General features: G+C 48.8%; 25 protein-coding genes and 1 tRNA gene. 21 read left to right on the forward strand and 5 right to left on the reverse strand.

Annotated features, from left to right (window positions below):
• Positions 1 to 350: 350 nt before the first annotated feature.
• The 18 genes from rpmF (at position 351) to ACYQ2M_RS08900 (ending at position 14,310) form a co-directional block, all read left to right on the forward strand.
• Positions 351 to 539, forward strand: coding sequence for a 50S ribosomal protein L32 (rpmF, locus tag ACYQ2M_RS08815; protein WP_459915966.1), 189 nt, complete (start codon positions 351 to 353; stop codon positions 537 to 539).
• A gap of 58 nt (positions 540 to 597) precedes the next feature.
• Positions 598 to 831, forward strand: a complete 234-nt coding sequence (acpP, locus tag ACYQ2M_RS08820; RefSeq protein ID WP_459915967.1) for an acyl carrier protein — start codon at positions 598 to 600, stop codon at positions 829 to 831.
• Positions 828 to 1,292 carry a ribose 5-phosphate isomerase B gene (rpiB, locus tag ACYQ2M_RS08825; RefSeq protein WP_459915968.1) on the forward strand — a complete coding sequence of 155 codons (465 nt, stop codon included), beginning with the start codon at positions 828 to 830 and terminating at the stop codon, positions 1,290 to 1,292. The genes acpP and rpiB overlap by 4 nt, the downstream gene beginning before the upstream one ends.
• A gap of 98 nt (positions 1,293 to 1,390) precedes the next feature.
• Positions 1,391 to 2,623 (forward strand): serine hydroxymethyltransferase, encoded by a 1,233-nt coding sequence (locus tag ACYQ2M_RS08830; RefSeq protein ID WP_459915969.1) that lies wholly within the window; start codon positions 1,391 to 1,393, stop codon positions 2,621 to 2,623.
• Positions 2,623 to 3,090: a deoxycytidylate deaminase gene (locus ACYQ2M_RS08835; RefSeq protein ID WP_459915970.1), complete on the forward strand. Its 468-nt coding sequence runs from the start codon at positions 2,623 to 2,625 to the stop codon at positions 3,088 to 3,090. The genes ACYQ2M_RS08830 and ACYQ2M_RS08835 overlap by 1 nt, the downstream gene beginning before the upstream one ends.
• A 47-nt stretch (positions 3,091 to 3,137) precedes the next feature.
• Positions 3,138 to 3,614, forward strand: coding sequence for a transcriptional regulator NrdR (gene nrdR, locus ACYQ2M_RS08840; RefSeq protein WP_459915971.1), 477 nt, complete (start codon positions 3,138 to 3,140; stop codon positions 3,612 to 3,614).
• Complete coding sequence (ribD, locus tag ACYQ2M_RS08845) at positions 3,611 to 4,717, forward strand: bifunctional diaminohydroxyphosphoribosylaminopyrimidine deaminase/5-amino-6-(5-phosphoribosylamino)uracil reductase RibD (protein ID WP_459915972.1); 1,107 nt, start codon at positions 3,611 to 3,613, stop codon at positions 4,715 to 4,717. The genes nrdR and ribD overlap by 4 nt, the downstream gene beginning before the upstream one ends.
• 35 nt (positions 4,718 to 4,752) lie before the next feature.
• Complete coding sequence (locus ACYQ2M_RS08850; protein ID WP_459915973.1) at positions 4,753 to 5,412, forward strand: riboflavin synthase; 660 nt, start codon at positions 4,753 to 4,755, stop codon at positions 5,410 to 5,412.
• Between the two features lie 303 nt (positions 5,413 to 5,715).
• Positions 5,716 to 6,939 (forward strand): bifunctional 3,4-dihydroxy-2-butanone-4-phosphate synthase/GTP cyclohydrolase II, encoded by a 1,224-nt coding sequence (locus ACYQ2M_RS08855; RefSeq protein WP_459915974.1) that lies wholly within the window; start codon positions 5,716 to 5,718, stop codon positions 6,937 to 6,939.
• Positions 6,940 to 6,957: 18 nt separating this feature from the next.
• A complete protein-coding gene (gene ribH / locus ACYQ2M_RS08860) occupies positions 6,958 to 7,434 on the forward strand; it encodes a 6,7-dimethyl-8-ribityllumazine synthase (protein ID WP_459915975.1) in 477 nt (158 codons plus the stop codon).
• A gap of 2 nt (positions 7,435 to 7,436) precedes the next feature.
• Positions 7,437 to 7,853, forward strand: a complete 417-nt coding sequence (gene nusB / locus ACYQ2M_RS08865) for a transcription antitermination factor NusB (RefSeq protein WP_459915976.1) — start codon at positions 7,437 to 7,439, stop codon at positions 7,851 to 7,853.
• A gap of 32 nt (positions 7,854 to 7,885) precedes the next feature.
• On the forward strand, positions 7,886 to 8,506 hold the full coding sequence (locus ACYQ2M_RS08870) for an MBL fold metallo-hydrolase (protein ID WP_459915977.1): 621 nt from the start codon (positions 7,886 to 7,888) through the stop codon (positions 8,504 to 8,506).
• A 25-nt stretch (positions 8,507 to 8,531) separates the two neighbouring features.
• Positions 8,532 to 10,886: an aminodeoxychorismate synthase component I gene (gene pabB / locus ACYQ2M_RS08875; protein WP_459915978.1), complete on the forward strand. Its 2,355-nt coding sequence runs from the start codon at positions 8,532 to 8,534 to the stop codon at positions 10,884 to 10,886.
• Positions 10,887 to 10,953: 67 nt separating this feature from the next.
• A complete protein-coding gene (locus ACYQ2M_RS08880) occupies positions 10,954 to 11,193 on the forward strand; it encodes a hypothetical protein (protein ID WP_459915979.1) in 240 nt (79 codons plus the stop codon).
• A gap of 168 nt (positions 11,194 to 11,361) precedes the next feature.
• Positions 11,362 to 11,673: a hypothetical protein gene (locus ACYQ2M_RS08885; protein ID WP_459915980.1), complete on the forward strand. Its 312-nt coding sequence runs from the start codon at positions 11,362 to 11,364 to the stop codon at positions 11,671 to 11,673.
• Positions 11,674 to 11,680: 7 nt separating this feature from the next.
• The gene (locus ACYQ2M_RS08890; protein ID WP_459915981.1) at positions 11,681 to 12,307 is read left to right on the forward strand and encodes an HAD family hydrolase; all 627 of its coding nucleotides are present in this window, start codon (positions 11,681 to 11,683) and stop codon (positions 12,305 to 12,307) included.
• Positions 12,308 to 12,455: 148 nt separating this feature from the next.
• Positions 12,456 to 13,733, forward strand: coding sequence for a sulfate adenylyltransferase (gene sat / locus ACYQ2M_RS08895; RefSeq protein WP_459915982.1), 1,278 nt, complete (start codon positions 12,456 to 12,458; stop codon positions 13,731 to 13,733).
• Positions 13,734 to 13,893: 160 nt separating this feature from the next.
• Positions 13,894 to 14,310: a DUF134 domain-containing protein gene (locus ACYQ2M_RS08900; RefSeq protein ID WP_459915983.1), complete on the forward strand. Its 417-nt coding sequence runs from the start codon at positions 13,894 to 13,896 to the stop codon at positions 14,308 to 14,310.
• 50 nt (positions 14,311 to 14,360) lie between these two features.
• Here the strand turns inward: ACYQ2M_RS08900 and epmA are convergent, their stop codons facing one another.
• From epmA to ACYQ2M_RS08915, 3 genes are read right to left on the reverse strand one after another with little or no spacing between them, the layout of a single operon-like run.
• Positions 14,361 to 15,269 (reverse strand): EF-P lysine aminoacylase EpmA, encoded by a 909-nt coding sequence (gene epmA, locus ACYQ2M_RS08905; protein ID WP_459915984.1) that lies wholly within the window; start codon positions 15,267 to 15,269, stop codon positions 14,361 to 14,363.
• A 46-nt stretch (positions 15,270 to 15,315) separates the two neighbouring features.
• A complete protein-coding gene (locus ACYQ2M_RS08910; protein ID WP_459915985.1) occupies positions 15,316 to 16,635 on the reverse strand; it encodes a histone deacetylase family protein in 1,320 nt (439 codons plus the stop codon).
• An 11-nt stretch (positions 16,636 to 16,646) separates the two neighbouring features.
• Positions 16,647 to 18,377, reverse strand: a complete 1,731-nt coding sequence (locus ACYQ2M_RS08915) for a hydantoinase/oxoprolinase family protein (RefSeq protein WP_459915986.1) — start codon at positions 18,375 to 18,377, stop codon at positions 16,647 to 16,649.
• A gap of 931 nt (positions 18,378 to 19,308) precedes the next feature.
• On the opposite strand from ACYQ2M_RS08915, the gene ACYQ2M_RS08920 reads away from it, so the two are divergent.
• A complete protein-coding gene (locus ACYQ2M_RS08920) occupies positions 19,309 to 20,031 on the forward strand; it encodes an enoyl-CoA hydratase/isomerase family protein (RefSeq protein WP_459915987.1) in 723 nt (240 codons plus the stop codon).
• 135 nt (positions 20,032 to 20,166) lie between these two features.
• On the opposite strand, the gene ACYQ2M_RS08925 is transcribed toward ACYQ2M_RS08920, so the two are convergent.
• On the reverse strand, positions 20,167 to 21,420 hold the full coding sequence (locus ACYQ2M_RS08925) for a diaminopimelate decarboxylase (protein WP_459915988.1): 1,254 nt from the start codon (positions 21,418 to 21,420) through the stop codon (positions 20,167 to 20,169).
• Between the two features lie 16 nt (positions 21,421 to 21,436).
• Positions 21,437 to 21,907: an Lrp/AsnC family transcriptional regulator gene (locus tag ACYQ2M_RS08930; RefSeq protein WP_459915989.1), complete on the reverse strand. Its 471-nt coding sequence runs from the start codon at positions 21,905 to 21,907 to the stop codon at positions 21,437 to 21,439.
• A 356-nt stretch (positions 21,908 to 22,263) separates the two neighbouring features.
• Between ACYQ2M_RS08930 and ACYQ2M_RS08935 the strand changes: the two genes are divergently transcribed.
• Together ACYQ2M_RS08935 and ACYQ2M_RS08940 are read left to right on the forward strand one after the other, a co-directional pair.
• A complete protein-coding gene (locus ACYQ2M_RS08935) occupies positions 22,264 to 23,784 on the forward strand; it encodes an HD domain-containing phosphohydrolase (protein WP_459915990.1) in 1,521 nt (506 codons plus the stop codon).
• Between the two features lie 179 nt (positions 23,785 to 23,963).
• A tRNA-Pro gene (locus ACYQ2M_RS08940) sits at positions 23,964 to 24,040 on the forward strand.
• Positions 24,041 to 24,495 lie beyond the last annotated feature (455 nt).

Here is a 24,495-nt window from a genome sequence, read left to right on the forward strand (position 1 = left end):
GCAGAGCCCCTCCCCCGATGGGCAATAGGAACCGGACAATCGAACTGCCTACAGTTCCGGTCCGGGCCTATTGCCCGTCGGGGGAGGGGCGGCATAATGCCATTTGGCTCCGCGTCTACGACCCATCAGGCGCTGTGACAGGATGGATGCCCTGCCATGGGTGTCTATAATAAAGTCAAATCTTCAGGTGGCATTTTTTATCACAGCAGGGGGGTTTGGGCAAGTTGGTTTAAAGGAAAATGATTATTTTCTTGACAAATATGTGTATTTGATTTAAATATTTTTGTTTACTGTGATAATGGTATTTTATATGAATTTTTAGACAAATTAGATAGTTAGGAGAGCATAAAATGGCAGTCCCAAAGCAAAAATCATCCAAGAGTCGTGGCCGGAAAAGACGTACCCATCAGAAAGTGGCGGTTCCCACTCTTTCCGTTTGTCCAGAATGCCAGGAAGCCAAGCTTCCCCATGCAGCCTGTCCCGAATGCGGTGCCTACCGGGGAAGAAATGTGAAAGCTGTTGTTGAAGCCGAAGCATAATCTGAGGTCATATTCCTGTGGCGTTACCACCTCTTAAAAAAGGAGAAACCGCTGGCCCATGAGTGTCGCAATAAAAGTAAAAAAGATAATCGCAGAAAAGCTTTCCGGCATTGACGTTGAAGATGTGGTTCCGGAAGCATCCCTTGTGGATGACCTGGGTGCCGATTCACTGGCGCTGGTTGAGCTGATCATGTCCATGGAAGAAGCCTTTGATATGGAAATTGACGATGATGATGCCGGAAACATGGTGACGGTGCAGGATATTATCCAGTATGTAGAGGCCAAATCATGACCCATACAGATGCGTCCCTTCCCGGGGCACAGAATTCGGATGCCATCATTATCGGCAGTGACCATGCCGCCTTTGAGCTTAAAGAAAAGCTGAAAACCTTTATCAGGAAACGGGGTATTGAGGTGGTGGATGCCGGCACCTATGATACGGCATCCGTGAACTATGCTGATTATGGGAAAAAAGTGGCGGGTGCCATATCAGATAAGATCCATACCCGGGGGATTCTGCTTTGCGGCACAGGCCTTGGCATGTCCATGGTGGCCAATAGATTTCCCAATGTCCGGGCAGCCCTTTGCAGTGATATCTTTTCTGTTCGCATGAGCCGACAGCACAATGATTCCAATATCCTTGTGCTGGGAGGACGTCTCATAGGTGATATCCTTGCCTGTGAACTGGTCCGGGAATGGCTTGAAACCCCCTTTGAGGGGGGGCGACACCTGGAACGGATTTCTACTTTTTAGTGCACCCCGGATGGGAGACATGTGAATCCGGGGGCAATACCCAAAGTATTGCAATATATAATTTGTGAAATGATGTGAAAAAATATGGAGATGTAAAGATGTCCTGCATTGAAGCGGTTGATCCTGATGTAGCAAGGATAATAGCAGACGAACGATTACGTCAGGAAGAGGGGTTGGAGCTCATTGCTTCGGAAAATACGGCCAGCAACGCCGTCATGGCTGCCCAGGGATCGGTATTGACCAATAAATACGCTGAGGGGTATCCGGCAAAACGGTATTATGGCGGTTGCGTAAACGTGGACAGGGCAGAAGCCCTTGCCATTGATCGTGCCAAGACCCTTTTTGGTGCAGACCATGCCAATGTGCAGCCCCATTCCGGATCCGGAGCCAATATGGCCGCCTATTTTGCACTGCTGAACCCCGGAGATACAGTCCTGGCCATGGACCTTTCCCATGGCGGACATCTGACCCACGGCAGCCCGGTGAGTTTTTCAGGACGGCTGTTTAACTTTGTGCATTACGGGCTTTCCGCCGATACCCAGCGCATTGATCTTGATGAAGTGGCGGCTCTTGCGGCAGAACACAAACCCCGATTGATTGTGGCCGGTGCCAGTGCCTACCCCCGGATACTTGATTTCAAAGGGTTTTCTGACATTGCAAGGGCAAACAATGCCCTTTTGATGGTGGATATGGCCCACATTGCAGGCCTTGTGGCAACGGGTCTGCATCCGTCTCCTGTCCCCTTTGCCGATGTGGTTACTTCCACCACCCATAAAACCCTGAGGGGCCCCCGGGGGGGATTGATCCTGTGTCGCGAGGAACTTGGGGCAAAAATTAACAGTCAAATTTTCCCGGGCATTCAGGGCGGTCCCCTCATGCACATCATTGCAGCCAAGGCGGTGGCTTTTAAAGAGGCCCTTGATCCTAGTTTCAAAGAGTATCAAGGGCAGGTTATCAAAAATGCCGCTGTGTTGGCCCAGACATTGATGGCCCATGATGTCAATCTGGTCTCCGGTGGAACAGACAATCATCTCATGCTGGTGGATCTGAGCAATAAAGACCTTTCCGGTAAAGATGCGGAAAAACTGCTGGGCCTTGCAGGTATCACCGTGAATAAAAACGCCATTCCCAATGATCCCAGAGGTCCCATGGTCACAAGTGGGATTCGCGTGGGTACGCCTCTGCTCACCTCCCGGGGCATGGGAGAGGCGGAGATGAAAACCGTGGCCCAGTGTATCTGTGATGTGCTTGACAAAAAGCTGGAGCCCGCCACGATTAAAGCCCGGGTGCTGGAACTGTGTCGACAGTTTCCCCTGTATGATAACCGCTGATGATGGAACCCGTGGTTTCCCCCCGGCCGTCGTGGAACGCCTATTTCATGGACATTGCCCATCTTGTGGCCACCCGTGCTACCTGCATCCGGCGGCGGGTGGGGGCGGTGCTGGTAAAGGACCGGCGGATCCTGTGCAGTGGGTATAATGGTGCCCCCACCGGGATACCACACTGTGATCAGACCGGGTGTCTCCGGGCAAAGCTCAATGTCCCTTCCGGAGAAAAACACGAGTTATGCCGTGGGGTTCATGCCGAGCAGAATGCCATTATCCAGGCCGCCTGCCATGGTATTTGTGTGAAGGGTGCCACCCTTTACTGCACCCATCAACCCTGTTCCATCTGTACGAAAATGATCATTAATGCCGGGATTGTCATGGTGTATTATTGCCATGGATACAACGACACCATGTCCCTGGAGATGTTCAGCCAGGCCGGGGTTGAGCTGGTTCAACTGACAACAATATAAACCGTGTGCCCACGGAACACCGGCATGCAAGATTGTGAGGTTCTGAAATGAAGTGTCCCTATTGTGGAAAACTGAACAGCAGGGTCATTGACTCCCGGTTGAGTCGGACGGAACTTGAAATTCGCAGGCGTCGGGAGTGTCAGGAGTGTCTTCGCCGGTTCACCACCTATGAAAAGGTGGAGGATGTACCGGTTATGATCATTAAAAAAGACGGACGTCGGGAGAGTTTTGTTCGACATAAGATCCTTGCAGGCATTAAAAAAGCCTGTGAAAAAAGGACTATTTCCATTGACCAGATGGAGGCGGTTGTTGACGACATTGAGCGAGACCTGAGAGATAACAGCGAAAAAGAGGTGCCGTCCCGGGAACTGGGAGAAAAAATCATGGCCCGCCTCCATGCCATGGATGATGTTGCCTATGTACGTTTTGCCTCTGTGTATCGGGAATTTAAGGATGTGGATGACTTCATCAATGAGTTGAAACGCCTTACCCCTAAAAAGAAAAAAATGGACGGTCTGCCTTGAAAAACAAAGAAGCGCACATGAAGCGAGCCCTGGAGCTGGCTGAAAAGGGTCGGGGATTTACCTCCCCCAATCCCATGGTGGGGGCTGTGGTAGTCAAGGATGGACGCATTGTGGGGGAGGGCTGGCACCGGGGTGCAGGCCTTGCCCATGCAGAGGTGGAAGCCATCAACGATGCCGGAGAAAAGGCCCGGGGAGCCGATATCTATGTGACCCTGGAGCCATGTAATCATTTTGGTAAGACTCCCCCCTGTACCCGTAAGATCCTGGATGCTGGTATTGCCCGGGTGTTTGTTTCCGTTGTGGACCCCAACCCCTTTGTAAAAGGCGGTGGCATTGCCTTTTTAAAAGAAAAAGGCATTGAGGTTGAAGTGGGTGTATGCCGGGATGCCGGAGAGACTTTGATAGAGGATTTTATATGGTACGTCAAAAATCGCAAGCGGCCCTTTGTGATTTTAAAATGCGCCTCCACCCTGGATGGACGCATTGCCACCCGAACCGGCGATTCCCGCTGGGTCACCAATGAAAAATCCCGTGCCCACGTTCACCTGCTTCGTCACAGCGTGGACGCAATTCTTATTGGATCCGGCACCCTCGCCGCCGACAATCCATCCCTGACATCCCGGGTGGAGGGTATGGAGACCCGGGATCCTCGACGGGTCATTTTGGATTCTCAACTTTCCATTGACCTTACAGCCCGGGTCATCACCGGACCTTCCAATGCAGACACTATTATAATGACCGCCATGGATGCACCTTCCCATAAGCTCAAAGCCCTTGAAGCCGCCGGTGTCACGGTGGTGGCGGTGGGCCAGGCTCCTGGTTCTGTGGGGCTGGACCTGGATGCCGTGATGGAGAGTCTTGGAGAAATGGGTATCATGAGCCTTCTGATTGAAGGCGGAGGCAGTGTGATGGCATCGGCTCTGGCTGCCGGGGTGGTGAACAAGGTGATGTTCTATATTGCCCCGAAAATACTGGGGGGAGATGATGGCATTCCCGTATGCCGGGGCCGGGGTCCGGCCCTGATGAAGGATGCATTTTCCCTGGACCGGGTTGACATGATGCGCTTTGATGATGATTTTCTCATTTATGGCTATCTGAAATAGTCCAATGACACCCTTTGACAAAACCGGGGAAAAATATGTTTACTGGCATTATTGAATCTGTGGGAACCATTGCAGCAATTAAAACCCAGGATCAGGGCAAGGTGCTGACCATTGACACGGATATGGATCTTTCTACGTGCCGTATTGGAGACTCCATTGCGGTGAACGGTGCCTGCCTCACTGCGGTTGCCCTTCAAAAGCACACCTTTTCAGTGGATATGGCCCCGGAGACAGTCAGCAGAACCACTTTTAGCAAAAAAAAGCACGGGGACCGGGTGAACCTTGAAAGAGCCCTGAGATTGTCCGATCGACTGGATGGCCACCTTGTGTCGGGTCACATCGACGGTACTGGTACCATATTATCCATACAGAAGTTAAGCAATGCTGTTATTCTCAAGGTGGGGGTATCTTCTGCCCTGGCCGGGGAAATGATTGAAAAAGGATCTGTGGCCGTTGACGGCATCAGTCTGACCATTAACAAGGTAATGGACAATGCATTTGAACTGAGCATTATTCCTCATACCGCACAGATAACCACCATTGCATCCATGAAGGTCGGTACCCTTGTAAACATTGAAACCGACATGCTTGGCAAATATGTTAAGCGATTTCTTCACACTGGTGTTGCATCGGGAAAACGCACCGTGGGCGGCGGCCTCAGCATGGACCTGCTGGCCAGAAACGGTTTTATATAAACCGCATGTCCTGTCGGACACAACGAATATTGAAAATGGTAAATGGCATTATGCCGCCCCTCCCCCGACGGGCAATGGGCCACCGGAACTGAAGACAGCTCGATTGCCCGGTTCCTATTGCCCCTCGGGGGAGGGGCTCAGCTGAGGTAGACTTAAAAGCGACCTTTTCATATAAAAAAGACGTATAGCAGTTTACACTGCTGTAACGAAGATTGAAACGCAACAGGTATCACAAATTGGTATCCACTGATTGCATTAAACTGCGTTTCCTTTAAAAGTTAAAAGGAGTGAAAATATTCACAAATGCCGCAAATAACAATTGAACAGGCCATTGAAGACATAAAAGCCGGTCGCATGGTGATTCTGGTGGATGATGAAGACCGTGAGAACGAAGGGGATCTGACCATGGCCGCCGAGGCGGTTACCCCGGAGGCCATTAATTTCATGGCCACGCATGGTCGAGGCCTGATCTGCCTTTCCCTGGCCGGTGACATTGCCGATCGACTGGGACTGTCCATGATGGTGGAGGACAACACATCTCCCTATGAGACAGGATTCACCGTTTCCATTGAGGCCAAAAAAGGCGTCACCACAGGTATTTCTGCTGCGGACAGGGCCACCACCATTCAGGTGGCTGTGGCCGATGGTGCCACTGCCAATGATCTTGTCCGTCCGGGGCATGTTTTCCCCCTCAGGGCAAGGGATGGAGGGGTAATGGTGCGCATAGGCCAGACCGAAGGTTCCGTGGATCTGGCTAAACTTGCCGGACTCAAGCCCGCTGGGGTTATCTGTGAAATCATGGATGATGACGGTACCATGGCCCGCATGCCCTCCCTGGAAAAATTCAGTGAAAAACACAATATCGGCATCTGCACGGTGGCAGATCTGGTAAATTACCGCTTGAAAACAGAATCTTTTGTGAGAAAGGCCGCCCAGACTGTTATTCCCACCCATTTTGGCGGGGAATTTAGAATCATTGCCTATGAAAATGATCTGGATAATCTCACCCATATCGCCATGGTCAAAGGAGAAATTGACCCTGCAAAGGCCATTCTGGTGCGGGTTCATTCCGAATGCATGACCGGTGATATTTTTGGTTCCATGCGGTGTGACTGCGGAGATCAGCTTCACAGGGCCATGGAACGCATGGAAAAAGAGGGGAGTGGGGTCATCTTGTACCTGCGCCAGGAAGGGCGGGGCATTGGTCTGGTAAATAAGCTCAAGGCCTATGAACTACAGCGAAAAGGGTGCGACACCGTGGAGGCCAATCTTAAGCTTGGGTTTGATGCGGACATGCGTGATTATGGCATTGGTGCCCAGATGCTTGCGGATCTCGGGGTTCGAAAAATGCGGCTGATGACCAATAATCCCACAAAGATGGTGGGACTTGAAGGCTATGGCCTTAGTGTTGTGGAGCAGGTGCCCATTGAGGTGGGCCCCAATAAATACAACAAGGATTACCTCTCGTGTAAACAGCTGAAAATGGGCCATTTGCTTAAAATGTGTACCCCTGATCTTAACGAATAACAGGGTAAAGGATGGAAAATGCCACGTATAATTGATGCCGGACTGCAGGCCGGTGGTAAAAAATTTGGAATTATTGCAGCACGATTTAACGATTTTATAACGGAACGACTGGTAAATGGTGCCGTGGATGCCTTGGTGCGAAGCGGTGCTGCAGATAAAGACATCACACTGGTAAAGGTGCCTGGTGCCTTTGAAATTCCTCTGATTGCCAAAAAAATGGCAGATGCGGGAACCTATGATGCCATTATCTGTCTTGGGGCCGTTATACGGGGAGCCACCAGCCATTATGACTATGTCTGTGCCGAGGTTTCCAAGGGCGTTGCTACGGTGGGCCTGGATGCAGGTATACCGGTGATCTTTGGCGTTCTTACAACAGATACCATTGAACAGGCGGTGGAACGTGCCGGAACCAAAGCGGGAAATAAGGGTTTTGATTCGGCTATGGCTGCCATTGAGATGGCCAATCTCATGGTGGATATGGGCGGGGCGAAATAAGCATGGGGGAACGCAGGCAGGCAAGAATACTCGCCCTACAAGCCCTTTATTATGCGGATGTGGACAAGGGTGATCCCCGGGAACTGCTGGATCTTTTTTGTGAACACCTGGCAGGTTCAGTCATTGAAGGAGTGAATCCACTTTTTTTTCAGTTGGTGAACGGTGTTGCGGAATACCTGGGAGAGCTGGACGATCTCTTGAATAAATATGCCACCAACTGGCGGGTAAGCCGGATGTCAGTGGTGGATAGAAATGTCCTTCGCATGGCCATTTATGAGTTTCTGTACTGCCTGGACATTCCCGCCACCGTTTCCATTAACGAGGCTGTGGATATCGGTAAAAGATTCGGTACCCGGGCATCAGGACCCTTTGTCAACGGTGTGCTTGACCGTATTCGCCTTTCTGAACAAATTGCCTGACTCTTGATAAAGCGATAAATGGAGGAATTTTTGTGATTATAGAGAAACGTGAAGTGGGACCCATCATGGCCAATTGCTATATATTGGGCTGTGAAGAGACAAGACAGGCCGTGGTCATTGATCCCGGTGCCGAGGCGGATGTCATCCTCACCACCCTTGCCTCTCTGAAATTAAAGGTGAAATACCTTTTAAATACCCATGGCCATTTTGACCATGTGGGGGCCAACCGGAAAATGAAGGATGCCACCCAGGCCCCCTTAATGATTCACCAGGCAGATGAACCTATGCTGGCGGATCTCAACCGGGCTGCAGCATCCTTTGGGCTTTCCGCTGAAAATTCTCCCAAGGCAGACGCTTATCTCAATGAAGATGAAGAGATCACTTTTGGCAAAATTACCCTGAAGGTGATTCATACACCTGGCCATTCCCTGGGGGGAGTCTGCCTTTTTACCCCGGGCCATGTGTTTGTGGGGGATACTCTGTTTGCCGGTTCCATTGGCAGAACCGATCTACCCGGCGGAGATTATCAGCAGTTGATTGATAATATCCGTCAAAAGTTATTCCTCCTTTCCGACGACACTGTGGTTCATCCCGGCCATGGACCTGAAACCTCCATTGGCAGAGAAAAAAAGATAAATCCCTTTCTTCGATGAACAGGAGCCAGGCTCTAAGCGTGTCATGACATCATTAAACGCTCTATTGAAAAGACTTCCACGCATAACTGCATTCCAACGGGAGTCCCTTCCCCTTTCCATACCTCTGGATGAATTTGCCCGTCCTCTTGCTTCGCGCCAGGGGACGGTGCTGCTTCTGAGCGGTGGTACCATGGACTGCGCCCGGTACCATATCCTGGCCACAGCCCCGTGGCTCACCTTGGTGTGTCATGGAAAAAAAGTTGAGATCAGACTGCCCGGGGAAACATTTTACTTTTACATGGATCCCCTTGATGCATTGTCCGCCATTTTATCCTTTTTCAAGGTGTCCTGTCCCCAAGGTACGGCAACGCCGGTGGCATCGGGGCTTTTCGGGTATCTGTCCTATGATTTGAAGGATCGCATTGAGACCCTTCCCCGCACCTGCTCCCCCCGTAATCTTCCGGATCTGTTTCTGGTGCTTCCTGCGGTGGTGGTGGTACATGACAAGATGACCGGCTGCACGGATCTATTTTCTCCTGAGCTGTCTCCTGACACGGAATTTAGAGAAATGGCCACATTTATTGGTCATCATCGTAGAGAGATTCTGCGCGGGGCCATTGCCAATCCAGCAGATGGGATGCACCCTTTTGGGAATTTTAAGAAGGACAATATCTCCGTGTCTCCAGGGTCGTCTGACAACACCGGGTCCTATGCCATAGATCCATCGGGTTTTACATCCAATTTTACCCAGGAATCCTATGTGGCTGCGGTGGAACGTATTTTGTCTTATATCCGGGCCGGTGATATCTACCAGGTGAACCTGTCCCAGAGATATGAAACCGGTTTCCAGGGAGATGCCTATGCCCTTTTCAGGGACCTTTATCACCGCAACCCGGCCCCGTTTTTTGCCTTTGTTAATGCCGGTGATCACCAGATTGTTTCTACCTCCCCCGAGCGATTCATACAGCAGAAGGGAGAATATCTTGAAACCCGTCCCATCAAAGGAACCCTTCCCCGGGGAAAATCCCCGGATGAAGATAGTGCGCTTGCGAGGGAACTCACTGAAAGTGCCAAGGATGAAGCCGAACTGTCCATGATTGTGGATCTCATGAGAAATGATCTTGGTCGGGTGGCAAGGGGGGGGACGGTTCGTGTTGCGGCCCATAAGCGCCTGGAGCCCTATGACAATGTGTTTCATCTGGTGTCCATTGTCACAGCCGAGCTTGACAGGAATATGGATGCCGTGGATGTTATCCGGGCCACTTTTCCAGGGGGCTCCATCACCGGATGTCCCAAAATTCGTTCCATGGAAATCATTGATGAACTGGAATCAATGCAGCGCCATGTGTACACCGGTTCCCTGGGATACATCAGTTTCCATGATACCATGGATTTATCCATTGCCATTCGTACCGCCACTGTGGCCGGGGGGAAAATCAATTATTCCGTGGGGGGGGGCATTGTGTTTGACTCCATCCCGGAAAAAGAGTACGAGGAAACCTTGCATAAGGGTAAAACCATCATGGACACCCTGTCTTTGATGGGTGCCAGTGGATATGAAAACCCTTTGTCTGCCTGGGTTAACGGCCGTATTATCTCCCAGGACAGGGCAAAAATTCAGGCCCTGTCACCGGGGGGGCAGTATGGTGCCGGTATCTTTGAAACCATCCGGGTGCAGGACGAAACACCCTGTTTCTTCAAAGCCCATATGGATCGATTCCATGCCAGTTGGGAAGGACTTTTTCAGACTCCGCCTCCGGACATTTCCTGGGAAACCATTATTTCACACTTGATAAAGATCAATAATCTCACCGGGAGGGTGGCCGCCGTTAAGATCATGGCTGCCATGGGCCAGGTCTCCCCTTCGGGAATGGCTGGTGTCTCGGATTTTCTGGCCGTTTTTGTACGGCCCTATGTCCATCGTCTGGATCTTCTGGGCCAACCCGGGCTTCGTCTGATAACCTATCCTTTTTATCGCCATACTCCCCTGGCGGACCACAAAACCCTGAATTATTTTTTCTATGACAGAGCCGGACAGTATGCCAGGGCCCATGGGGCCGATGAGGCCCTGATTCTCAACCCGGATAAAACCCTGTCTGAAACCAGCACCGCCTCTCTTCTTGCCCTGTCGGGTAACTGTCTTTATCTGCCCATGTCTGACCACGTACTTCCCGGGGTGACCGGCCGTATGGCCGCCGAATGTCTTGAAAAACAGGGCTATGAGGTGCGTATAAAAAAAATGACCATGCAATATGTCCATGCCATGGAGCATGTATTTGCGGCCAATGCTCTTATGGGAATTGTGCCCGTGCTTTCCATTGATGACCATGGATTTACCCCAGCCACTGATCTTTGTCGTTATCTCAATGAACAATTGCATGGAGGCAGTATGGATTAAAAATCCATGGCTGTCCTCTTATCATTATTAAACCTTGACTTTTCACAAACCAACGGGAGGAATTAAGATGAAAAATATCAAATTTATTTTTCTTGTGGCCCTGGTGTCCATGGCCCTTTGTGTGCCTGTGTGGTCCCTTGAAACCAAAGCGGAATCCCAAGCTGACGACCCTGTTCCTGTGGCGGAAATTGCTGTACCGGAGTACCGGTTTGATGCGGTGCCCGAAGGAACCAAGGTCACCCATGCCTATGTTATCAAAAATAAGGGGACAGCCCTCCTTGAAGTGGTTCGGGTCAAAACCGGTTGAGGTTGCACCGCTGTCTCCTATGACAGAACTATTCCCCCGGGTGGGGAAGGAAAAATAAACATCGCAGTTGCCACCGCCGGATATGGTGGAAAAAACCTGAGTAAAACCATTCAGGTATATACCAGTGATCCCATTCAAAAAGTCATCTCTTTAAAGGTGACGGGGGCAGTGGAAAAAACGGTTGAAATTGAGCCCAATGTGGTACGCCTCATGGGCAAAGCCCAGGCGGAGTTGAAAGCGGTGGTCAAGGTGGTTCCCATGGAAAAATATCCTTTTACCATCAAAGATATTTTTGTTAAAAATGAAAAAAATCTGGAAGTGGTGCTGACGGCCCCCGGGCAAGACAAGTTGGCCTGGGAGATCACGGTCACCAACAAAAAGAACCGTCCCGGCAGATATTTTGACATGATTACCCTTGTTACGGACAGCGCCCTTCAGCCTGAAATAAGAATCAATGTCTTTGGCAATATCCTGGAATGAATATAAAATGCAACAAATAAAAGCGGTGGTCTTTGACTGTGACGGCGTAATGTTCGACACTTCAGGCGCCAACGAAATGTATTATAATAAGGTACTGGCTCATTTTGGCAAAACACCCCTTACCCGGGAGCAGTTTGTCAAGGTGCATATGTTTACGGTGAAAGAGGCCCTCAAATACCTTTTTCCTGAAATGGATTCCCTGGATGCGGTGTACGCATTTATGGGAACTATGGGATATGCCCAGTTTATTCCTTACATGCAGCGGGAAAGGGGCTTGAAAAGACTGCTGACAGCCCTGGAAAAAAATGGCATGATAAGGGCGGTTGCCACCAATCGGACCAATACCATGGAAGCGGTCTTGACTGCCCATGACATGGAAAACTGTTTTGATCTGGTGATGACGGCGGCCGATGTCGCCAAGCCCAAACCCTCCCCCGAGCAGTTGGACATCATCATGAAAACGTTTTCCCTGACCTCGGAACAGATGCTTTTTGTGGGGGATTCTCAATATGATCAGATGGCCGCCAGATCAGCCGGGGTTCCCTTTGTGGCCTTTAAAAATAAGGCGCTTGAGGCGGATTTTCATGTGGAGACCATGGCTGAAATCGGCACCCTTGTGGGGATAAAACAATAATTATTCTTGACAAAAAGTCCAATCATTATTAGTTCATGGTAGGCATTTGAGTGCCCAGGCGTATTTTGGGGCAGAAGATGGAATTTGTATAAATGTTTGGTACAAACATTTATTTTGGTTAATATTATATTAAGGAGAGTTAGTAGTTATGTCTAAATTAGTTGCACCCCACGGTGGAAAAGGACTTGTTTGCTGTAAACTCGAAGGCGCAGAACTTGAAGCAGAATTGAAAAAAGCTGCTGGCCTGAAAAAAATTGAAATCAGCTCCCAGGTGAAAGGCGATCTGATCATGCTCGGCATCGGTGGTTTCAGCCCCCTTGACGGTTTCATGACAAAAGCTGACTGGAAAGGCGTTTGCGCAGACTTCCTCCTTGCCGATGGTACCTTCTGGCCTGTTCCTGTAATGCTGGATGCTGCCAAAGATGATGCGGCTGCCATCAACCTTGGCGACGAGATCACTCTGGAAAGAAATGGCGAGATCTATGCCACCATGAAGGTCACTGAAAAATTTGAGATGACCGAAGATGACAAGAAATGGGAATGTGAGAAAGTTTACAAGGGACACGGCGAAGAGTCAGCAGACGATGTGTTCTGGAAAATTGCCATGGAAGATCACCCAGGTGTTCAGATGGTTATGGCCAGAAAAGAGTTCTGCCTTGCCGGTCCTGTAAAAGTACTTTCCGAAGGCGAGTTCCCGGAAAAATTCAAAGGCGTATATCTTACCCCCAAAGAGACCCGTGCCATCTTTGACGAAAGAGGCTGGGCCAATGTTGCTTCCATGCAGCTGAGAAACCCCATGCATCGTTCCCATGAGCATCTTTGCAAGATCGCCCTTGATGTATGTGACGGCGTTCTCATCCACTCTCTCATCGGTAACCTGAAACCCGGTGATATTCCGGCAGAGGTCCGTATTGAGTGCATTGACACCCTGATCAAGGGTTATTTTGTTCCCCAGCATGTTGTCAATGGTGGATATCCCCTTGACATGCGCTATGCCGGTCCCCGTGAAGGCCTGCTCCATGCCACCTTCCGTCAGAACTACGGTGTAAATAAAATGATCATCGGTCGTGACCATGCTGGCGTTGGTGATTTTTATACACTGTTCGAAGCCCAGGAAATTTTTGACACCATTCCGACCCCGGAAGAGCCCGGAAAAGCCCTTCTTTGTGAACCTCTGAAGATTGACTGGACCTTCTACTGCCACAAATGCGATGGTATGGCTTCCATGAGAACCTGTCCCCATGGTAAAGACGACAGGGTCATCCTTTCCGGTACAAAACTGCGTCATGCCCTTTCCAACAATGAAGAAGTTGTGGATCACTTTGGTCGTGAAGAAGTGCTTGTCATCCTGCGTAAATACTATGCAAGCCTGACAGAAAAAGTTGAAGTCAAGCTCCAGAGCCATGCAGAAGGCTCAAAGATGTAAGGTTGTTTGCCTTGAAAGTTAGGTGTTAAAATAAAGAAGAGGGGCTTTTCCTTGTAAAGAGAGAGCCCCTCTTTTTGGTTTTCATCATGGCCTGTGCTCAACTCTTTATGGCTGTCTCATAAAATTTAAAACCCTTACTTACGAATTACTGGAAATCAAAATGGTGAGACCTGTAATAAGCAGAAAAGTCGGCTATCATCCGGAAGTCAGCTATTTTAAACCCAGGGGAATTCCCATGCTGGACCTTGAGGAGGTGGTGCTCACCGTGGATGAACGCGAAGCCATCCGTCTGGCAGATCTACAGGGGCTTTCCCATGAAGAAGGGGGCGAATTGATGGGGGTTTCCCGGGCCACCTTTGGCAGAATATTGAGAAATGCCCGTCGTATTATTGCCGATGCCATCATTTCAGGTAAAGCCATTAATGTTCAGGGCGGCACCTACGAAATTGTGGTAACTCCCCGCCTGTTCTGCTGTGATAGCTGCGGCCATGAATGGGAAGAGGAACCTGGGACCGGGCGGCCTGAAAACTGCCCTTCATGTGGAAATGACGATATTTTGCGCCTTAAAACCAGCTGACGGCAATGGCATAAATTTAAAATTTGTTGGGTTTTTCCGGGTAAGTGTGGTTACAGGGTTTCCGAGGTAAAAGTTACCACTTTATCAATGCTGTGGGCATTGGCAAAAAGCATGACAAGACGATCAATACCCAGGGCAATACCTGCGGTGTCCGGCATCTGTTCAATGGCTGACAGAAATTTATACGGCATAGGAGTCAGAGGTTTTCCCGCGGCCTTTCGCAGGGCTATTTCCTTTTTAAAACGTTGCCTCTGCTCAACTGGATCGGTGAGTTCTGAAAATCCATTGGCCAGTTCCATACCGCCAATATACAATTCAAATCGTTCTGCAATCTCGGGTATTCCGGGTTTCAGGCGTGCCAGCGCTCCCATGGCGGCAGGATAATCAAACAGAAAAACGGGACATTCCTCTCCAAGTCTGGGTTCTATATCAAAGGCCATGATTTCGTCAAACCTGTCTGTTTCAATGGCTTTTTTCATGGAGATTCCCCCATACATTTCAAAGGCCCGGGAAACGGTGAGGAACTGCCAGGCCCTGTCCAGCGAGATGGTCTTGTTCCCATAGGTCAGGCTGTTTTTTAGGCCAAGGAGCTGGGCCACATACCCAATGAGTTCCCGGGTCTGATCCATGAGTTCCCTGTAGGAATTTTTCGCTGTGTACCATTCAAGCAGGGTCATTTCCGTGAGATGCCGAGGGCTTGTTTCTTCCTTTCTGAAACATTTACAGATCTGAAAAATTCTATCAAATCCCATGGCCGCCAGGCGTTTCATGCAGATTTCCGGAGAGGATTGAAGATGCCATCCCTCGGAGGTAAACCCGTCAATGTGGGCTTCGGGGATGGGTACCGGTATCCTTAAAGGGGTTTCCACCTCAAGATATCCGTTTTCAATGAAAAATGCCCGGATGGCCTGTAGCACCCGGGCACGTAAGATTAAATTTTCGTGCTTACTGTTTTGCATTTATTAAACTATATCCGTTTTTTAAGCTTCGTTGCCAAGCCTGGTATTAATTGCCGGGTGAAACGATGTAATTGTCCTGGGATTTATCCTGAAGGATTATTTTATCATATTTGTTTCTGGGGGCAGTTTCATACATTTCATAGCCCTTTTCCCGGCAGATGGGGCAGGCGTATTGGGGAATATGGACAGCCATTACCCGGAAACCCGGCATGGCCGTGGATTCCACCTGAAAGGCACCTCCACAGTCCCTGCAGATTCTTATTTTTTCTTTTTGCCTTTCAAGAATATTGTCGGTGTCGTAGTAGATTTCCCGCTGGCGCTCCTGGATATTTCCGGGTTTTCCGGTTGCCTCACGCATGGCATGACGATTGGCCCAGTGGGTGTTGATGATCTCCACGGTCTTTTTAATTTTTTCCGTGACATGGGGGGACTGTTTTAATTTTTCCGGGTTGTAATTGGGTTCCACCACCTGGGAATAGTCAAGTCCTGCAAGGGCCAGAATAATGCCAAGATTGACGTAGGGAAGCGCTCCTTCAATGGCGTAGCCCCCTTCTAAAACTGCAATGTCGGGTTTCAGAAGGCGGGTTAGATCTGCATAGCCCTGGGCGCAGAATTTCATGTTGGTCAAAGGATCGGTGTAGTGATTGTCCTGGCCTGCGGAGTTGACCACGATATCGGGTTTGAAGGTCTCTATGGCCGGCAGGATGGTGTTCTCCAGCACATACAGATATCCTTCGGTGGCCGTTCCCGGGGGAAGGGGGATGTTCAGGTTGGAGCCCAGTGCATTGGGACCGCCAAGTTCTCCTGTGAACCCTGAACCGGGGTACAGGGTTCTGCCATCCTGGTGAATGGATATAAACAAGGTCTCTGGATCATGCCAGTAGATATCATTGGTGCCATCACCATGGTGGCAGTCGGTGTCAATGATGGCCACGCGTTTTACATCATAATGTCGCCGGATATATTCCACCATGATGGCTTCCATGTTGATATGACAAAATCCCCTGCCGCCATGAGTGATGTGCATGGCATGATGTCCCGGGGGGCGCACCAGGGCAAATCCGCGTTTGATTCTTTTTTCCATGACCGCTTTGGCAATTGCAACGGTACCCCCTGCACTTATCAGGTGGGATTCCGTAGTGATGGTTTCTTCATCCGGGATGCAGATGTGGGTTCTTTGAATGTCCTGGTGGGTGATCAGATCCGGTTTGAGTTCCACGATTCCGTCAATGTCAAAGATTCCCTCTTCTGTGACTTGATCCTGGGTGTACAAGAGTCGTTCTTCCCGTTCCGGGTGGGTTGGATCAATGGCCCAGTCAAAGGCCGGAAAAAACACCAGACCGGTTTTGTGTGCTGCCTTGAGCATTATATCCCCTTTTATATCTCCGGGTTGATGGTGCAGTGATGACAAACGGCATCATAGGCTTTGATGAGTCCTGGCTTAACCTGCATTTTTACTTTGAATATTTTTCCCCTGGGCGAAAAATTTCGCACTATGTTAAATTTTTGATATTCAATGATTTCCACTGCCATGTCTTCTGTGGATGCACCAGATTTAAGAGCTTTTTTGCGCAAAAGATCGTGGGTGGTATCCACGGCATCCTCTTCGGAAAAGGTGGGGGGAATTTTAATGGTGAAGTCTTCTTCCGGTGACATGGCTTTGCCCTGTTCTGTGTCTGCCAGCAGAGATACCTCACAGGTGGTTCGGGCCAAGGCTGCTCCGATGGCATTGGCAACGGCACTTTCAGGAATTGTTTTCGTGGGAATGCCGGATATGGCTTGAATTTCTTCGGCAAAATAGGGGGCAGGGCCCCCCAGCAATAATATTTGCCGGGGATTAATGGCGTATCCTGCCAGAAATTCATGTACGGTGTAGACCGGTTTTGTGTTGATGCGATGGACCAGGGCTCGGGCCTGATCCAGAATCATGGTGCATGTTTTTTTAAAAATGGCCTGGGCCGCTGCTTCGGGGCTGATGTTTAATTCCTGTGCAATGGCTTCAATCCCCTTTTGGGCAAGTAAAGGATCGCCTGTGTCCATTTTTTTTAGGAACACCAAAGCGTCGGTGGGGGTAGGGCTGGGGCCGCCAAAGGCCATGGCCGGACCCAGCCTGTCCGGTCCGATCCTTAATTTGCCTCTTTCCACCCGCACACGGCTGTCGCCGCCGATGCCCCGGGAATAGGTTTTAAGGGATCTAATGAGACTTTTATATTTCCCTCTTCGGATACCCAAGGGTTCCAGCAGGGGTACCTTGTCCACCAGAATGGCAATGTCAGTGGTGGTGCCGCCGATGTCAAGCACCATGGCATCCATATCCTCCGGAGCATAGGCAATGGAGCCCATGACACTTGCAGCGGGGCCGGAAAGAATGGTCTGCCCTGGAAAGGCCATGGAAGATTCAAGGTTCATGGTACCCCCATCGGCCTTGAGAATTTGGATGGGAATTTTAAGACCCTTCTGTTCCAGGGAATTTTTAACGGCATGGAAAAAATCCCGGTGCATTTCGTACACCGATGCATTGAGGTGCACCGTGGAAATTCGTCTGGGAAAATTGAGATTTCCCGACACATGGTGCCCCAGAAATATGGTTTCAAACTGATCTTTGAGCAGATTTTGAATTTCAATTTCATGGGTCGGATTGCGCACTGAAAATTTACCGATGACACCAATGATGGAAATATTTTGCTCCTTCATCTCTTTTGCGATGGCAAGTATTTCTTTGTGATCAAGGGGTTTTCGTTCTCTTCCACGGTGATCAATGGAACCTGCCACGGCATGATAATGGGCATCTGTGCGATACCATTCAGGATCAATACCGGGGCCGGAAGAGACGATGATACCAACGGTATTTAGTTGTTTTTGAACAATGGCGTTGGTGGTGAGGGTGGTGCTGATCACCACTCTTTTTATGCTGCCGATGGGTATATCTTTAAGAAGGTGATTAAATCCGGTGAGCACGGTTTTAAACAGATTTGATCTGTCCGTGGGTACTTTTATCTGTCGTAGAAGTCCCTGCTTAGTTAAAAGGACTGCATCTGTATGCGTTCCGCCAACATCAAGTCCAATGATCATGATCCATTCCCGGGATTCCTGGGCACACCATTTCATTTTTGTACCAGTACCATAGAAAGAATGACATGGTACCGGTGCGGGCAGTTAACGGTTCTATACGCTATTCAGTGCCTTTGCTTAAAACCGACACTATGAAAGGTTGTACGGCATCCGCCTGTGGTGTGTTTCAGGGACCTCTTTGTGTTAATACGGTTTTAAGAATTAAGAAACCCAGCAGCATTTAATCCAGACAAGATTCAGAAAATGTATAGATATCTGGAAATTATCAACAGTGAATTAAATTAAGGGCCTGGTCACAATCTGGGCCGGTTTGGGGCAGGGAGCAGGGGGGCAGTTAAGTGGGTATAAGCCGCCCGGGGGTTCGGCAATGCATTATTGTACCTTTGTCCATGGATGGGATATGGAACGGAAAAAAAGAATAAAATTGCAGCACCTTATGCCTGCCCAGCCAACAAGATGGCCGAAAGTGGGAAACAAGCCAATTATTTAAATTGAAGATAGCCAGAAAAAACCTGGGTTGTCAATCTAATTTTTAAGACAGGACAAAGGGCCTTTTGCATTGGTGAGATACCATGCTTCATGGAAAATCAATGGCTGTTCTTTGGGATCTGAGGCTTGATATTTTTGAAAAATTGATATAGATGTAAAAAAACAATGTTTATCATGTAAAACAAAAAGAATGTCACTCTGGATTTTGCCTTGGCAGCCTTTCATATGACTGCCATATCGTTGACAGGACATACAATCAACACAGATTTGAAGAGCTTGGCCACAGCATGGTGCATTCACCACATTTGGTGGGCCAGCGGAGCTGGACTTGTGCTCTTGGATGCTGAAGGTTTTGTCAGGCTTTGTGCTTTTTGCAACTACCTGTGTTTCAACGCAAGCCTGAACCCCACCCCAAAGTGGTCCATGTTGTGATTAAACACGGCTTTTTAATATTTTTCAAGACTTAAAGGAGATAACAATGGCCATTGCAGACTGGAAAAAAGAGGGAAGTGTTGCCGTGTTGACACTGAGTAACGGTGCCAATACCCAGAATCTTGATTTTGCCGTCAGGATGAACGAAATATTTGATGAGGTGCTGGCAGATAAAGGGATTCATGCGTTGGTTATTACCTCAAATGACCCCAAAAATTTTTCCCAGGGGATTGACATTGAGTGGTTGGGGCAAAGACTCCAGAAAAAGGACTTTGAGGTCATCAAGACCTTTATGTATGGCATGAATCGAGTTTTTAAGAGATTGCTGCAGATGCCCCTTCCCACCATTGCTGCCATCAACGGTCATGCCTTTGGTAATGGTGCCATGCTGGCCTGTGCATGTGATTTTCGATTCATGAAAAAAGATCGCGGGTTTTTCTGTTTTCCCGAGGTGGATATCAACATTCCCTTTCTTCCGGGAATGATTGCCTTTGTTCGCAAGGCAATACCTGAGTACAAGTTCAATGAACTCAAGCTCACCGGCAAACGCGTGGGAGCAGATGAGCTTGCAGCGCACCACGTAATTGAGAAGGCCAGTGAAAACCTTGAGGAACTCATGGCCGATACCATGGCCTTTGCCGCCGCTTTTCAGAAAAAAAGGGGCATTTTCGGGGAGCATAAAAAGCGGATGCACAAGGCTGTCATAGAGGTGATGGAAACAGAGGACAAGGTGTTCATCGACACCTTGAACCTGTTTGTTTCAGAATAGAAAATTTGGGGCACATTTCCAGTTCAGACGGGCTAATGTCGCCCCAAACGTCCAATTGATACGGCCCTGGATGGGGGGCAGCTTATGGTCATTTCTCAGAAAAAATGTTCACGAAGAGAACCTTCACATGTGACATCAGACGCTGACCGGATCAAATTGCAATGTGGCAAAATAATCCTCCACCGTTTCTTTTCTTCGAATGAGTTCTACTCTTCCATCTGTTCTGAGTAGCAGTTCCTGGGGGCGAAGCTGACCATTATAGTTGAACCCCATGGCATGGCCATGGGCCCCAGTGTCATGGATAATCAGCAGATCTTTTTCCCGGGTCACCGGCAGAGTCCTCTGAACTGCGAACTTATCATTGTTTTCGCACAGGGCTCCCACCACATCCACCACGGCGGTTTCCATGGTATCATCCTTACCATGGATGTGTATATGATGATAAGCATCATACATGCCCGGTCGCATGAGGGCAGACATGGACGCATCAACACCCACATATTTTCGATAAATGTCTTTGTGGTTGATCACCTGGGTTACCAGTGCGCCATGGGGGCCTGTCATGTATCTGCCACTTTCCATGAACAGTTTGGGTGCCCAGCCGTTTTTGCGTTGAAATGTTTCCATTAATTTGAAAATGTCCTTTCCCATGGCCATGATATCAATCTCAGGCTGGTCAGGGCGGTAGGGGATGCCAAGGCCTCCGCCGATATTGATGAATTCAAAGGTAATATCCAGGATCTGGGAAATTTCTTCCACCATGCCAAGGAGCATGCGGCTGGTTTCTACAATATATTCAAAATCAAGTTCATTGGATGCAAGCATTGTATGCATGCCGAATCGGGTGGCTCCCCTGTCCATGGCCTGGCGATATGCATCTGCCAGCTGTTCATGACTGACCCCGTACTTTGCTTCAATGGGATTGCCGATGATTTTGTTACCCTTTCGACGGGGGCCGGGATTGTAGCGAAAACAGATCAGTTCCGGCATCACAGGTACCTTGGCTATGAGGGAAATATCGTCAAGGTTGAGAATGGAGCCGCCGTCCCTGGCTGCCGTTAGAAACTGTTCATGGCTGGTATTGTTGGAGGTGAACATCAGATCTTCCCCCCTGCTGCCGATTTTTCTACCCAGCAACAGTTCCGGGGATGAACTGCAGTCAAATCCAAAGCCCATCTCCTTCATGAGGGCCATGATACTTGGATTTGGAAGGGCTTTCACCGCAAAATATTCCCGGAATCCCTTTAATTGTGAGAATGCCTGGTTCAGAAGTTGACCGGTTTTTCTTATGCCAGCCTCATCGTAAATGTGAAAAGGGGTGTCGAACTGCTGGACAGTTTTTTCAAGTACAGCTGAGAGGCGTTGTTCAAAGTCCCTGGACATGGGCATGGTGAATCTCCTTGGGTTAAGGGGTGTTGATATAGGTTTCCGGCAAAGGGATCTTTGCCGTTTCTTTAAAGGTGGAAAGAACAATGGCGGTTTTTGTCCGGGCCACGGATGCCATGGGATTTATCCGGGTATTTAAAAGTGTTTCAAGGGCCGTTATGTCTGCAATTCTGGCTTTGGCCATGAGGCACTCTTCACCGGCAATGTAGTGGACTTCCTGTATGGATGGCAGCTTGGCAAGTTTCGTGGCGGTGTCTTGTATCAGGGCATCCCGGGTGAGACGGATGTGGAGAAAAGCGATGAGTGCCCCCCCGAACCTGTCGGGATTGAGTCGCACTTCGTATCCATCAATGATACCCTGGGCTTCGAGCTTTTTAATACGTTCCAGAACCGCTGAGGGTGCCATGCCGACCTCCCTAGCTACTTCCACATTGGGAACCCTTGCCTTGGTCTGGAGAATTTTTAAAATTTTAAAATCAATGTGATCCATGGGTCCTCTTTCGTACTTTACACAGGGCAAATTCCTCTGACCCATTGATGTGCTTCGATGGGCAACGGTGTAATCAGTCCTGGCCCTCCTTCAGGAGCGAGATAAAAGAACAGGCACCCTAAGGAGGGAGAGATGATGTTATAGATCGAATAATATTCTCTGTTATCGTTAAAGTCAAGAATAATGTTCGTTTTTTAATGCATTATTCAGATAAATATTCATTGATTCTCCCCAAAAAGTGTTGTGTATAGGCCCGTTTTTTTACATTGATAAATGGCGGTCCCTTTAGTATATTGAAGCAACCAATGGAAAAAGAGTCACAACGAAACCCGAACAGCTAACAGGATTTCTTTAGTATGATAGAAGATGACAGCCGAACCACGATTCTGGTAGTGGACGATGAAGAGGGAATCCTCGAAATAACGGAGGAGTACTTCGCACGGAAGGGATACGAGGTGTTTACGGCCCGCAACGGCCTGGAAGCCATGGCTATTATTGACACTGGTATCCGCATCGGTTGTTGTTTCACGGATATTAATATGCCCGTCATGGATGGCCTTGAACTGGCCGAGCGCATTCGTAAAAAAGATGCGTCTTTACCGGTGGTGGTGATGACGGGATTTCCCTCCCTGGAAAACTCCATTGAAACCCTTAAAAACGGTGTGGTGGATTATCTGATTAAACCTGTTAATCTGGAACAGATGGAATTAAGTCTGCGTCGTATTTTAAGGGAGCGTGAACTGTTTGTGGAAAACCTGATTCTACGGCAGGAAGTGCAGCGCCAGGAACGCATCAAAGCCTTGAACCTCGAACTCACGGCTAAGGTGGAAGAGGTGAATCTGTTAAATAAAATTATGGATGACTTTTCTTCCTTTAATTCAAGCCATGACATCTTTAACCGGGTTGTGGGCTTGGGCCTTGAGGTCAGCAGGGCTGATGAAGTATGCCTTTATATTTATTCAGAAGCTGGGGACAATTTGTTTCCCATCACTGCTTCCGGCCTTGAGGATGCCTGTGGAAAAGGGATGCACCAGGAATTAAAAAACACGCTCTTATCCACAATTGCCGAGGATAGCCCGCTTCTGGTGGCCCAACCCATGGATGAAATTGTGTTTTGCGGTATTCGTTCTTTCATGGCGACTCCCTTGAAAATCAGGGACAAGGTTTTTGGCATTGTCACCGCCGCTATTTTAACCGGTGAGGGTAGATTTACGGAAAAAGATATCTTTTTCCTTAATTTTATTTCCCACAAAGCCGCATCTGCCATTGAAAACACAGCACTTTATGAAAATATTTATGATAACCTATTTGCCACGCTGTACGCTTTTGTTGCCGCCCTTGAGGCCCGTGATCCTTATACGCAGAGACATTCCAGACGGGTGGCAGAGGTGTCTGTCATGATTGGTAAAGAGCTTGACTGCACCGATGAAGAACTGGATGTGCTTCAATTTGCCGGGCATCTCCATGATATCGGCAAAATCGGCATCCGGGATGATATTCTCCTCAAGCCCGGACGTCTGACCGATGAAGAGTATGAGAAAATCAAGGAGCATCCCACCATTGGTGCTGATATTGTCAGTCAGCTGGGGCTCTGGACAAAAGAGCAGGAAATCATTCGTCATCACCATGAGTTCTATAATGGTAAGGGATATCCAAAGGGTGCCTGCGGAGAAGAGATTCCAAGGCTGTCAAGAATTTTATCCGTTGCAGACGCCTTTGATGCCATGGCCTCGGATCGGGCTTACAGAAGAAAAATGAGTAAAGAAAAGGTTCTGTCAATAATCAAAAATGAGTCGGGAAAGCAGTTTGATCCGGATGCGGTGGCTGGGTTTTTAAAAATCAGTGAAAAGGCATGGGAAGGCAGCAGGGCCCATTGAGTTTTGAATGGGGGCACGTGTTTTGAAGATATGCCTATGTTGTGATCAAGCCCCAGGATCATTTCAATGGGTATTGAGACTGTGGATTTTTCGTTTTTTTAAATTAAAAATAGAATTGATTTAAAAACCGCTTGACACCTGATAGCAATGGTGGTAAATCGTATTTGTTTTTAAGTGATCGGGGCGTAGCGCAGTCTGGTAGCGCACTTGTCTGGGGGACAAGTGGTCGCTGGTTCAAATCCAGCCGTTCCGACCAAATAGAATTTTAGGGGTTATGGTTTTTTACCATAACCCCTTTTAGTTTTGGTCGCACATTCGGTCACATGCTCGTAAATATTCGGTCAACATCCCAGGGCGCATTCCCATTTTCCCGGTACGACCCTTAATGTAGGTTCGCAATAAGTCCAGGCATTCAGGAAATCTTTTTGAATAGTAGCCAGCATTTAAGGGTAGACAGGCTTTCCCACCCCGAGTTATTGAAAAGAACTTCCCTTTTAATCAGAGAGGGGGCAGGCTTGTATTATTGGCATTATCGGTGATTTTGGCATTTGCACAGGCTGTGGTCGATAATTCCAACATATGATTTTAGCAAGTTATGGATTGATCCCCCACTTCGTTATAATCAGGATTTTGGTTGGGATAATTATCCTTTGTTTTGACATTCTTTTAACAAATTTCTCTCTAATCATCATCAAAAACACCATTGCGCCT

This window comes from Desulfocicer niacini (genome assembly GCF_054657595.1).

What these genes read in the sequence shown, in the direction of transcription:
- rpmF (WP_459915966.1), top strand. Translation starts at nt 351, where the DNA reads ATGGCAGTCCCAAAGCAAAAATCATCCAAGAGTCGTGGCCGGAAAAGA.
- acpP (WP_459915967.1), top strand. Translation starts at nt 598, where the DNA reads ATGAGTGTCGCAATAAAAGTAAAAAAGATAATCGCAGAAAAGCTTTCC.
- rpiB (WP_459915968.1), top strand. Translation starts at nt 828, where the DNA reads ATGACCCATACAGATGCGTCCCTTCCCGGGGCACAGAATTCGGATGCC.
- ACYQ2M_RS08830 (WP_459915969.1), top strand. Translation starts at nt 1,391, where the DNA reads ATGTCCTGCATTGAAGCGGTTGATCCTGATGTAGCAAGGATAATAGCA.
- ACYQ2M_RS08835 (WP_459915970.1), top strand. Translation starts at nt 2,623, where the DNA reads ATGATGGAACCCGTGGTTTCCCCCCGGCCGTCGTGGAACGCCTATTTC.
- nrdR (WP_459915971.1), top strand. Translation starts at nt 3,138, where the DNA reads ATGAAGTGTCCCTATTGTGGAAAACTGAACAGCAGGGTCATTGACTCC.
- ACYQ2M_RS08850 (WP_459915973.1), top strand. Translation starts at nt 4,753, where the DNA reads ATGTTTACTGGCATTATTGAATCTGTGGGAACCATTGCAGCAATTAAA.
- ACYQ2M_RS08855 (WP_459915974.1), top strand. Translation starts at nt 5,716, where the DNA reads ATGCCGCAAATAACAATTGAACAGGCCATTGAAGACATAAAAGCCGGT.
- ribH (WP_459915975.1), top strand. Translation starts at nt 6,958, where the DNA reads ATGCCACGTATAATTGATGCCGGACTGCAGGCCGGTGGTAAAAAATTT.
- nusB (WP_459915976.1), top strand. Translation starts at nt 7,437, where the DNA reads ATGGGGGAACGCAGGCAGGCAAGAATACTCGCCCTACAAGCCCTTTAT.
- pabB (WP_459915978.1), top strand. Translation starts at nt 8,532, where the DNA reads ATGACATCATTAAACGCTCTATTGAAAAGACTTCCACGCATAACTGCA.
- ACYQ2M_RS08880 (WP_459915979.1), top strand. Translation starts at nt 10,954, where the DNA reads ATGAAAAATATCAAATTTATTTTTCTTGTGGCCCTGGTGTCCATGGCC.
- ACYQ2M_RS08890 (WP_459915981.1), top strand. Translation starts at nt 11,681, where the DNA reads ATGCAACAAATAAAAGCGGTGGTCTTTGACTGTGACGGCGTAATGTTC.
- sat (WP_459915982.1), top strand. Translation starts at nt 12,456, where the DNA reads ATGTCTAAATTAGTTGCACCCCACGGTGGAAAAGGACTTGTTTGCTGT.
- ACYQ2M_RS08900 (WP_459915983.1), top strand. Translation starts at nt 13,894, where the DNA reads ATGGTGAGACCTGTAATAAGCAGAAAAGTCGGCTATCATCCGGAAGTC.
- epmA (WP_459915984.1), bottom strand. Translation starts at nt 15,269, where the DNA reads ATGCAAAACAGTAAGCACGAAAATTTAATCTTACGTGCCCGGGTGCTA.
- ACYQ2M_RS08910 (WP_459915985.1), bottom strand. Translation starts at nt 16,635, where the DNA reads ATGCTCAAGGCAGCACACAAAACCGGTCTGGTGTTTTTTCCGGCCTTT.
- ACYQ2M_RS08915 (WP_459915986.1), bottom strand. Translation starts at nt 18,377, where the DNA reads ATGAAATGGTGTGCCCAGGAATCCCGGGAATGGATCATGATCATTGGA.
- ACYQ2M_RS08920 (WP_459915987.1), top strand. Translation starts at nt 19,309, where the DNA reads ATGGCCATTGCAGACTGGAAAAAAGAGGGAAGTGTTGCCGTGTTGACA.
- ACYQ2M_RS08925 (WP_459915988.1), bottom strand. Translation starts at nt 21,420, where the DNA reads ATGCCCATGTCCAGGGACTTTGAACAACGCCTCTCAGCTGTACTTGAA.
- ACYQ2M_RS08930 (WP_459915989.1), bottom strand. Translation starts at nt 21,907, where the DNA reads ATGGATCACATTGATTTTAAAATTTTAAAAATTCTCCAGACCAAGGCA.
- ACYQ2M_RS08935 (WP_459915990.1), top strand. Translation starts at nt 22,264, where the DNA reads ATGATAGAAGATGACAGCCGAACCACGATTCTGGTAGTGGACGATGAA.